Here is a 9,858-nt window from a genome sequence, read left to right as displayed (position 1 = left end):
TATTATTTGGTCTGCATTCATAGTGTTTACTCATTTTATTGTGGTGATAAAAGTGAGATCACTAAACATCATGAATGTTCTTATCTTTATGAATTATTTTACTATTTTTCTCATATTTGAGGGGATACCTCAGGGACAGGCACTTTAAAGTTAATTAAAAGACTAATTAGGGACAGGCACTATTAGAGAGGGATACGTGACCATTCAATGTCCATATCAACAGCAGTTCATTGTGAGAAGATTAGTCAATGTGCGGATTACAGAAAGCAATTTTGGATCATTAATGAGAATTATGGATCAACTATGTAACAGCGATGATGGCGAAACTAGCCGATCGTCCCTTTGGGGGGGCGTACTCCAAGAGCAAAGACGTATAAGGTTAGTTTTACCCATCCAAACGAATTAGATGTATCTGTTTTTTATTTAACGCATGTTTCGCTGATTCTAGATTGTAGATACAACCCACAGCAGAGCGTCGATTACGCTCCAGTTCGGTACAAGCTTTTAGCCAAGTAACGTGGCTTATATTGAGTCGCTTCAGTATTGGCGGCATCGTGGAATTTAAAGAAGCTTTTCTTTCTCTATATTGTCGTGCAGTCCAATCAACCAGTTCAATATAATCCATTAACCTAAATGGGATGCCGTCTAGTTTCTCGTTATTTTGGTTACTAATAAATGGATGAAGACAGGGAGCAGTTTCTTGCTGATTATTTAATGCTTCTAATCTCGCCTGAATAGAGGTGTACTCTGATGTTTCTGGTGTATTAGCAACCCCTGCTCTTAATGGATTTAAGTCGACATAAACCATCGCTGCGGCTAAAGCCTGCTCATCGAGCAAAGCCTGACTTTTAAAGCGACTTTCCCAAAAGTGACCTCTGCAGTCATCTTCCCGGTTTGCGTGGCAAGCTATGTCAAAGTTGAGCTCTTTCATAAACCAACTTAAGTTCCACAAGCGTGAACGCCAAGAGTCAATTATCGCTATAGACGCTTCGAGCTCTGCATTACTAGTCAATTGTCCAGCTAACCAGCGTGTGATTAGGGTGGGGAGTTTGTGGTCTTTTTGCCAGCGTTCAACTACGTCATTATTAGACAATGCGTATGCTTTGTCTCGGTTAATATGCACGACCAAATGATAATGATTGCTCATAATCGCGTAAGCACAAATGTCGATACAATATACTTGAGAAAGCGAATATATCTTTTGTTTTATCCAGTCACGACGATGTTCGTAATTCTGCTCTGTTAACGGGTCAATTCCACATAAAAAACTTCGCCTAACGCAGCGAGAAACACAATGGTAATAGGGGGTTGCATCAATAGATACCAATTGTTTTCTAGCTATCGTCATTGGGGGCCTTGCTCTGTTATCAAATTTAGTTAATTCAGCATAAGCAGGCTACAAACCACAACAAGTAGTGATCCTTGAACTTACAACAAGATTATCAACAAACCATACTTTGTTTACTTTATAGTGTGTGTCCTTGTTTGATGTCTATCTTCGTGATTTATAGTGCATGTCCTTGTAAAAGTGTAAGTACCCAAAGTTTAAGTGCCTGTCCCGGCATCAGTGGCTAGTTTGATATGAATTGGATTACTACATAAAAACATACGAAACGAGTTGGAGATCGTGTTATTAACTTTTGAATAACGAATGTGTAATCAGGTATGACTTAGGACAAGAAAATTTTAAGTGTAATGTGTTGTTCTAGATGTAGTTTATTTAGATTTATCGTCACTTTGTCGCCACTGTAAAATGAACAAGTAAAGCGTCAGCTATAAAGTGTTGTTTATAAGGAATTTATAATTCACATCGGAGTAGTAGTATGTTCCAGTTTATGACCTCCACGCGCATCATTTTTGGTGAAGGCGCACTTCAATCTTCTCTCTCAGTTATGAATCAGTTTGGTTACAGCGTATTACTCGTGACGGGGCAAAACATGCAACGTTCGTCACCAATTATCAATTATCTGCAGCAACATAATATGCGTTACCAGCACATTGCGATTTCGGGAGAACCGAACATCACCATGATTGAGGAAAGCGCATTGGGAGGGAGAAAGTTTCAACCGGACATGGTCGTTGCCATGGGAGGGGGAAGTGTTATCGATATGGGCAAAGCTCTTGCGGCAATCATTCCAAATCAAGGTGATGTTTATGATTATGTCGAAGTCGTTGGACGTAATGTACCTCTTAAAACTAAGCCGCTTCCTTTTATTGCGATCCCAACCACGGCCAGTACAGGATCAGAGGTAACCAGGAATGCGGTACTTCGCTCGGGGCAAGACCAGGTCAAAGTGAGTTTGCGCAGCCCGGATATGCTTGCTGATGTCGCAATTGTGGATCCCACATTAACCTACGGAACAGATAGATATACTTCAGGTCGAGGTGCTATGGATGCGTTCACTCACCTAATGGAAGCGTATGTATGTGGTGAACCTAACCCGATTACAGATATGATATGTGAAGAGGGCTTACGTCGTTTGAGCCGTTCGGTGATCAGCGGTTGCTTAGAGGATGATTTTGACGCACGTTCCGATCTATCTTTTGCTGCCATGCTTGGCGGAATGGCGATTACCAATGCAAAACTTGGTGCGGCGCATGGTTTAGCAGCAGCTTTGGGCGGGAAACTGGATGCTCCTCATAGTGTGATTACTGCGCGTTTGGCCCCACATGTGATGATGGAAAATATTCGTGTGGCGAAAGAAGCTGATCGGGAAGATGTACTGAATAGATATACTCAAATAGCTAAGATTCTCACGGGTAGATCGAACGCACATCGTAATGATGGAGTGCTGTGGGTCAATATGATGCTAGAGAAACTAGCGCTTCCAAACTTAAGTGATTTTGGCGTTTGCATGACATCGTTTGACTTGGTGGCAGAGGATGCGATGAAATCAGTTGCGATAAAAGGTAATCCATTGCCACTGACTAAAGAGCGGTTAATGTATGTGTTGGAGCAAGTGTGCCAATGCAACTACCAAGGAGATGAGGAAGTTAATATCACCAGCATTCCGCGTGTAGATATGATCATGGAATCAGAAAAAGTGGCATTACCGGAGCGCTTTCAGCGATCTAATTAATGTTAATACTGTCGGTGTTAACTGATTAAAAAACGGAGCAATTGCTCCGTTTTAGTTGTTCGCTGAAAAGCTAAAGAGTCGTAACTCTAGCACCCATTAAAAATGAGAGAGTTTGTCGTAGCGTGAGTCTTTCAAGGCATCTTTAACACGTTTAAGGTTCTCGCGGAATCGAGAGCCTCTGCGTAACGTAAAGCCTGTCGCGAGAACATCGATGACAGTCATTTGCACAACGCGACTTGCCATTGGCATATATACGTCAGTGTCTTCTGGCACATCAAGTGAAATAGAGAGCGAACTTGCTTTGTCGAGAGGCGAATCTTTTGCCGTAATAGCAATGACGGTTGCGCCATTTTCTCTTGCTAGATTGGCAATTTCAACTTGGCTTTTAGTTCGGCCTGTATGAGATATTAATACCACGACATCGTTGTCCGTGCAGTTGATGCTACTCATTCGTTGCATCACGATATCTTCAAAGCAGGTAATTGGAATATTGAATCGAATAAACTTGTTTTGCGCATCTTTTGCAACAGCAGATGATGCACCCAAACCAAAGAATGAAATGCGTTTCGCTTGAGTTAGTAGATCAACTGCGCGGTTTATCTGAACAGGATCTAAGCTATTTTTCGCCACATCTAAACACGCCATTGTTGATTCAAAAATCTTATGGGTGTACGCATCCGGACCGTCGTCTTCTTCAACGTTTCGGTTTACGTAAGGCGTGCCATTAGCCAAGCTCTGAGCAAGGTGCAGTTTAAAATCAGGGAAACCTTTCGTGTCTAAACGACGACAAAAGCGGTTTACTGTAGGTTCACTGACATCTGCCATCTTAGCTAATGTAGCAATGCTCGAATGAATTGCCGTTTGAGGCGAAGCCATGATTACTTCAGCCACTTTTCGTTCGGACTTACTAAAATTTTCTAGATTTTTTTGAATTTTTTCTAATGTGTTCATACAGTTCACGGGGGGTGTAGAGAACAACTCGTTAGTCTTACCTAAGTGCTTCCAACTTCAGGAAATAATATATTCCAAACGGGCAAAAACAGACCAACGCCATAGCGCCAGTATAAACCCAACGGGCAGGAATACAGTAATTTTTATACAAATGAATTGATGAGAATATGACAAGCCTCAAACAAGTTTTTGTGAAAATACACTCTTTAGAGCTCTAATGAGTGTATTTTCCTTTATTTCAGGCTCGAGCTGATAACTGAATTACATTTATCAAGAAATAAAATTTCAGTTTGCGTTGATTTCTTTAGTGAGAGCTTCAATGCGTCCCATCAGCTTTGGTGCACTCAGAATGATTTGACGTTGCTCTTCTAATACCGATTGTAAAATATCACAAGTCGTTAGTGGGTTGGCCAAAACGACACGAAATACGATGGTATTTAAATTGTTCCAACGGGCTGGGTTCAAACGCGTTCGAGACACAAATGATAAACCAGTTTCTCGTTGGCGTTTTTGTACGAATTTCGTTAACTCGTTGAGCAATTCATTCAGCAGTTCTTGTCGAGCAGGGTCCGCTTTCTCCAAAGCGACTCGAACGTGAGCTGGTAAATAACGATAGGTTAGTAAGCAAAGCTCTGGCTTAGAAACTAACTCAAAATCAGGCTGTTGTTCAATTAAGTCTGCAAAATATCTTGCTTTTTCAATGCTCTGGTCAATAAGTAGTTCATACCCAGGACGGCTAATAATGTGCATAGCAGCATAGACCAGCATTGCCATGCCAGATCGTGACCCTTCCAACGTGTGACTACCCAAATCTTTCGAACCACGACGTAAGATATATTGTGCATGGTGTTCAATAGACTTCATTGAGTTTGGATCTTTGAACAGTACCATTCCCGCGCCCATAGGGATGTATAGCTGTTTGTGCGCGTCGATTGTCACTGAGTCAGCCAATTCAACGCCGCTCAGTAGTGAACGGTAATTGTTGGACATTAGTGTCGCACCACCCCAAGCTGCATCCACATGGAAGTGGCACTGTTCTTTTTGGCAAACACGCGCAATGTCTGCTAAAGGATCGATATTACCCGTTTCTGTCGTACCAGCGACACCGATAACAGCAAATGGCTTAATTCGCTTAGCTTTTAGTTCGGTGATTTTATTTTGTAAATCCACCGGACAAATACGGTTGTTTACATCGGTTTTTATTGGCACTAAGCCTTGTTGACCGATACCTAAAACATCCGCTGCTTTTTTCAGTGAATAGTGACCACGCTCAGAAACCAAAATGGCAAGGCCATCATAATTGTAGTGCTGCATGGCTCTAAATAAGCCTTCTTTTTCAACCCCAGCAAAATCGCCATCAGCTTTAAGTGCGTTGTTACGAGCAACCCAAAGTGCAGTGATATTGGCAATGGTTCCACCCGAGCAAAATGCGCCGAGTGAATGGTTGGCACTGTGCATCCATTGACTGTAGAAGCCGTCATCTTTTTGATAAATCAAACGATGAAGCATGCCGAGAACTTGACGTTCTAAGGGGGTGAATGCTTTGGACGTTTCAATTTTTACGAGGTTTTGATTGAGCGCAATCATGATTTTTGAAAGCGGCATCAAAAAATAAGGTAGAGCTGATGTCATATGGCCGATAAAGCTCGGGGCAGAAGTATGCACCGATTGTGACACCAGTTTATCAAGCAAGTGCTGAGTATGATCGGAAACGAATTCCGGTTGCTCGGGAATAGAAGCGTACGAAAAATCTTTTTCGATATCTCGCAGTGGTTTTTCTTCCGCGACAATATGCTCTCGCAAGAACTTATTTAAGTTACGTGAAAGCTCTTCTTCGATTTGGGTCAGAGTGGAATCTGGACCTTCTGGGACAGTGAAGATTCGGAGTAAGCTCTCCAAACTCACATTAGCCGTTTTCTGTTCCGATATCATACAGCTATATTGCTCTTATCATTTTTGTTGCAAGCCGAATAATTTAAACGAAAACGGGACTAAAGTCCCGTCAAAATTGAATATTGTTATTGATTAATCTGCTTAGAATATCGATGTGATTGAATATAAACCAATATGGCTTATCGATGAGTTACTGACACTCGATCGTCGCAACATCTTGAATTGCCGAATTATAGCGCTTGAGTGCAGCATCAATTTTCGTAGGATGAGACAGCAAATCTGCGAAAGCTGAACGCAATTCGTAGTTTTTGTCATGAGGTTTCGCTTGGCGATCACCAAATGTCGTTTGTGCGAGTTGACCTAGTTCATCAGTACGCGAAGTCAGCGCTTTAATATCTTTTTGATCGAGCTGTAACCAAGCCTCAACTGGTTGGGATATTGCCACTTTATTTGAATCATTGATTAAATAGTAGTGAACCGCAGCACGATTGAGTTCAAAGTGATTTTTACGCCCCTCTAAAAACCAATCGCTGACTTCAGTGAGTTCTGGATATTGTGATGAAGTCAGTTGGGCTAAATCTTCATACCAATGTAAAGACGCATCAATATACGCATCATACTTCTTGGATAAGCAAGCGTTGTCTGCTGCCATGGCAACTGATGAAGTCGTCCCTAGTAGCAATGCAATCATCATGCGTTTCATATTCATTTCCTTTTGAATGTAAACCCTTACACTTTTGATACATCATACAGTCGATGTAAGTGGTGAGCCTGTTCTTATATTAAGGTCAACTAATATACATAAATTTAACCTAAATTCCTGCGATCTAGGCTGCAAGTGAGACAAAGAACAACATTAAAACAGGCACTAAAAGGCTTAAAATAAATCCGCTAACAATCGCAATAGGAACACAGCGCACCCCCCCAGTGGTTTGAATGACGGGCAAGGTGAAATCCATTGCCGTGGCGCCCGCGTAGCCAATGACAGTACACGGTTTAGTCCTTATAAATAGGGGGATGAGTACTAGAGCGACCAGTTCTCGTAGCAGTTCAATCATAAAGGAAGCGCCACCAAAAATAGGCCCCAGTGCGTCACCCATCAAAATACCTGCAAGGGAATACCAGCCAAAGCCTGAAGCCATAGCCAGGCCTTTATAAAGATCGATATCTAGGAACCACGCAGCAATCGCACCACCGACCATCGAACTAACAATCATTAATGCTGCGATAATCATGCCATGCTTATTTAGTAAAATTTGTTTTAGAGTTAACCCGCTGTTACGCAACTGGATACCAATAAAGAATAGCAAAACAAACAGAATCCATTCACTAGCAGTGTCAACCCAACTAAGATCGAATCCGCTAATCAGACCAAATATTAGGCCTCCACCAACCACGCCTACCAATTTCACCGACTCCATGACCATGCCGAGCATGGGGATATTGTTTTGATGGGTTTCAGTTTCGAGAGGTAACAACTTATCGACCAGTGGTAGCACTAATAAATTACACACGCCAAGACAAACGAAGAACGTGAGCGTATATGATGTAAGGACTTGGAGGTTGTCGCCTAAATTATCGAGCGCAGCAAGGCTTAATCCCATCAATGCGAGAATGACATAGATAAGGTTAGAGGTTGCTGAGTTGATTTTATTTAGATAATTTTGATTGGATACAGCAATTAAGTACCCCACGCAGAGCGGGGCAAAGATAAATAACATCCCTGAAAACATGATACGTCCTGAAAGTGGGCTATAAGCCGCAAGTATTAATAAGCTTGTTTACTTTTGAATTAAACTCAATATCTCTCATATTTGTAAGTTTGTACAGTATCTCAGCACCCGTTAGATCGAATTCTACAGCATGTTCGTAAAGGTCTTCGTCTTGACGACGGAACATCAAAATATGATTGGCAATGCGCGCGACATCGAGATAGGTAACTTCAGCAATTTTTTCTTGCTTGAATTCATTGCTAGATACTTCAAGGAAATCGGTATCAAATCCCCAACTGTTTAGGACTAACAAGCTTGCTTGGGCGCACTGGGTATTGAAGATCTGAAGGGCGATTTCAGGTGCTAAATAGTTCCCTTTTGAAAGGTACAGGTGGTATTCATTCACTATGCAGAACAGGCCAATATCTGCGAGCAACCCAGCAAGTAAAGCTTTATCCACTTCTAAATGATTATATTGAGGGTCTTTAGTTTGACGAAACTCCTCAACGACCATCACCATTGTTGCCGCGAGTTTGCGTGAATTCACAGCACTATCGCTTAAAATTAGATTGCATTGTTTGCTTAGGTCTACGGAGTTTTTAAGTTGCTCAATTGCTTGAGCGGTGACGATGTCGCGCACACGGTTAATACCCAATCTAGAGACAGCAGTAATAAGATCGGTACAGATAATATTGCGTCGATTGAATATCACCGAATTAGCAACACGAACTACTATGGCGGTAAGGCCTGGATCTTCAAGTAAACAATCCGCCACATCATGAACAGATGTATCTTGAGAGCTACAAAGACGTTGAATTTTGATGACAATTTCTGGTAGCGGCGGAAGAGAAATTTTACCTGATGAAACAGAGGTTTCTAGGAAATGAGCAAACTCCGATTCAATCCCCTTGATCAGGAGGTCACGATTGTCAGGTAGCCAATAAAAAGATAAATGGTTCATAAAAATGGAGTTAGAACAGAATTGTGCGCAGTGTAACGTGTCTTTCTCTTATTTAGCAAATTTTCGCAAATACGAAGTTCTCATAAATTAGTGAATCAATGTTATAAAATTAGTCTCACTTTTGAAGCAACCTATCAAAAACACCCATATAGCGTGATTTTTCTCTCGATTTTATATGCATAAAGTTTAGTTGATGTGATCTATGCACAGACTTTGTTTTTTTTGTTCACTATCATTTCATCAATAAATCACTCAGTTGATTACTAATAATAATATATATATAACTTTCTCTATTTTCGCTTAATTCTGCTGCTGTCTGGTGATCATAAAATAATCGGGGTTTATGATTTGAAGGATCAATAGGTATGACAGAGCAATCGTTTATTCAGTATGTTGATAAATATGGGCAGTTTCTAAAACGCTCAATGTTTGGGGGTACGGGTTTATTTCAAGAAGAGGCAATGTTTGCCTTATTAAGTTCAGATAAAATATTCATCCGCGGTGGCGATGAGTTAGATGAGGAGCTTTCTGCACTTGGGTGCGAAAAGTATCGTCATGTTAAGAAGCAAACCACAGCAACAGTAAATTATTATGATATTACCGATATCTTTGTTAATGATTTAGATTGCCTTGATGACCTAGTTAAAAAATCGATTGATTATTCAGTTTCACAGCGCAAGTTTAAACGTTCTTCTGCTAATCGCCGCCTAAGAGATTTGCCTAATATGCAATTGACTTTAGAACGTATGGTAAAGAAAGCGGGAATTGAAGATGTTGAGACATTTATTGAACTGGGCGCATCACAAGTTTTTTCTAAAGTGAAACTAACTTATGGCAGTGACGTTGATGTCAAATTGTTGTGGAAATTTGCTGGGGCAATTGAAGGCATTCACTGGAAGCTTATTCAAGAGCCACGTAAGCGTCAGCTATTGGCGAGCTGCGCATAGTTAAGGCTAGGACAGCCTAAGTACAGTCTATGTTCAACATAGTCTGTGCTCAATACAGTGTACTTATATTGAATTGAACTTGTTGGTTAAGAGCAGTTGAATTGAAGATGATGTCAAATTGGATGTTTATGTTGCATTGCGTTTATTCAAAAAGCCGAGGTTTGACCTTAATGCTGATCGTTTTAAATAATTGAACGATCCTGAGCAGGGTTCATAATCGGTCTCAACATAGTTGAGGCCGATTTTTTTATGTCTGAGTTTTCTAAAGAGTTACAGATTACCGCTGAGTTTTGCCAAGAACATCATCTCAATGC

The 9,858-nt window shown here is 41.0% G+C and carries 8 protein-coding genes; 2 read left to right on the top strand and 6 right to left on the bottom strand.

Annotated elements, in window-relative coordinates; translation table 11 throughout:
• Positions 1 to 385 precede the first annotated feature (385 nt).
• The gene (locus DZ860_RS23210) at positions 386 to 1,348 is read right to left on the bottom strand and encodes a transposase (RefSeq protein ID WP_207890677.1); all 963 of its coding nucleotides are present in this window, start codon (positions 1,346 to 1,348) and stop codon (positions 386 to 388) included.
• A gap of 475 nt (positions 1,349 to 1,823) precedes the next feature.
• On the opposite strand from DZ860_RS23210, the gene DZ860_RS23205 reads away from it, so the two are divergent.
• The gene (locus DZ860_RS23205) at positions 1,824 to 3,080 is read left to right on the top strand and encodes an iron-containing alcohol dehydrogenase (RefSeq protein ID WP_120035675.1); all 1,257 of its coding nucleotides are present in this window, start codon (positions 1,824 to 1,826) and stop codon (positions 3,078 to 3,080) included.
• Positions 3,081 to 3,176: 96 nt separating this feature from the next.
• Here DZ860_RS23205 and DZ860_RS23200 read toward each other — a convergent pair whose 3' ends face one another.
• The 5 genes from DZ860_RS23200 to DZ860_RS23180 all read right to left on the bottom strand — a co-directional run bounded on the left by DZ860_RS23200 (position 3,177) and on the right by DZ860_RS23180 (position 8,597).
• Complete coding sequence (locus DZ860_RS23200) at positions 3,177 to 4,031, bottom strand: MurR/RpiR family transcriptional regulator (protein WP_120035673.1); 855 nt, start codon at positions 4,029 to 4,031, stop codon at positions 3,177 to 3,179.
• A 285-nt stretch (positions 4,032 to 4,316) separates the two neighbouring features.
• Positions 4,317 to 5,963: a pyridoxal-dependent aspartate 1-decarboxylase PanP gene (gene panP, locus DZ860_RS23195; protein ID WP_120035671.1), complete on the bottom strand. Its 1,647-nt coding sequence runs from the start codon at positions 5,961 to 5,963 to the stop codon at positions 4,317 to 4,319.
• Positions 5,964 to 6,114: 151 nt separating this feature from the next.
• The gene (locus tag DZ860_RS23190) at positions 6,115 to 6,627 is read right to left on the bottom strand and encodes a hypothetical protein (protein WP_120035669.1); all 513 of its coding nucleotides are present in this window, start codon (positions 6,625 to 6,627) and stop codon (positions 6,115 to 6,117) included.
• Between the two features lie 124 nt (positions 6,628 to 6,751).
• On the bottom strand, positions 6,752 to 7,657 hold the full coding sequence (locus DZ860_RS23185; protein WP_120035667.1) for a LysO family transporter: 906 nt from the start codon (positions 7,655 to 7,657) through the stop codon (positions 6,752 to 6,754).
• 19 nt (positions 7,658 to 7,676) lie between these two features.
• Entirely contained in the window at positions 7,677 to 8,597 is a 921-nt protein-coding gene (locus DZ860_RS23180) for an HDOD domain-containing protein (RefSeq protein ID WP_120035665.1), read from the bottom strand.
• A gap of 359 nt (positions 8,598 to 8,956) precedes the next feature.
• Here DZ860_RS23180 and DZ860_RS23175 point away from each other — a divergent pair, with 359 nt between their 5' ends.
• The gene (locus DZ860_RS23175; protein WP_120035663.1) at positions 8,957 to 9,544 is read left to right on the top strand and encodes a TfoX/Sxy family DNA transformation protein; all 588 of its coding nucleotides are present in this window, start codon (positions 8,957 to 8,959) and stop codon (positions 9,542 to 9,544) included.
• Positions 9,545 to 9,858 lie beyond the last annotated feature (314 nt).

Origin of the sequence: Vibrio sinensis (assembly GCF_003605645.1) — a bacterium.
In the GTDB taxonomy this organism is placed as follows: Bacteria; Pseudomonadota; Gammaproteobacteria; order Enterobacterales; family Vibrionaceae; genus Vibrio; species Vibrio sinensis.
The sequence above is the reverse complement of the archived record's forward strand: the minus strand, read 5'-3'. Positions and strand labels throughout refer to the sequence as shown.

Coding starts and splice junctions, on each gene's coding strand:
- panP (WP_120035671.1), bottom strand. CDS start 5,963: ATGATATCGGAACAGAAAACGGCTAATGTGAGTTTGGAGAGCTTACTC.
- DZ860_RS23210 (WP_207890677.1), bottom strand. CDS start 1,348: ATGACGATAGCTAGAAAACAATTGGTATCTATTGATGCAACCCCCTAT.
- DZ860_RS23180 (WP_120035665.1), bottom strand. CDS start 8,597: ATGAACCATTTATCTTTTTATTGGCTACCTGACAATCGTGACCTCCTG.
- DZ860_RS23205 (WP_120035675.1), top strand. CDS start 1,824: ATGTTCCAGTTTATGACCTCCACGCGCATCATTTTTGGTGAAGGCGCA.
- DZ860_RS23185 (WP_120035667.1), bottom strand. CDS start 7,657: ATGTTTTCAGGGATGTTATTTATCTTTGCCCCGCTCTGCGTGGGGTAC.
- DZ860_RS23200 (WP_120035673.1), bottom strand. CDS start 4,031: ATGAACACATTAGAAAAAATTCAAAAAAATCTAGAAAATTTTAGTAAG.
- DZ860_RS23190 (WP_120035669.1), bottom strand. CDS start 6,627: ATGAAACGCATGATGATTGCATTGCTACTAGGGACGACTTCATCAGTT.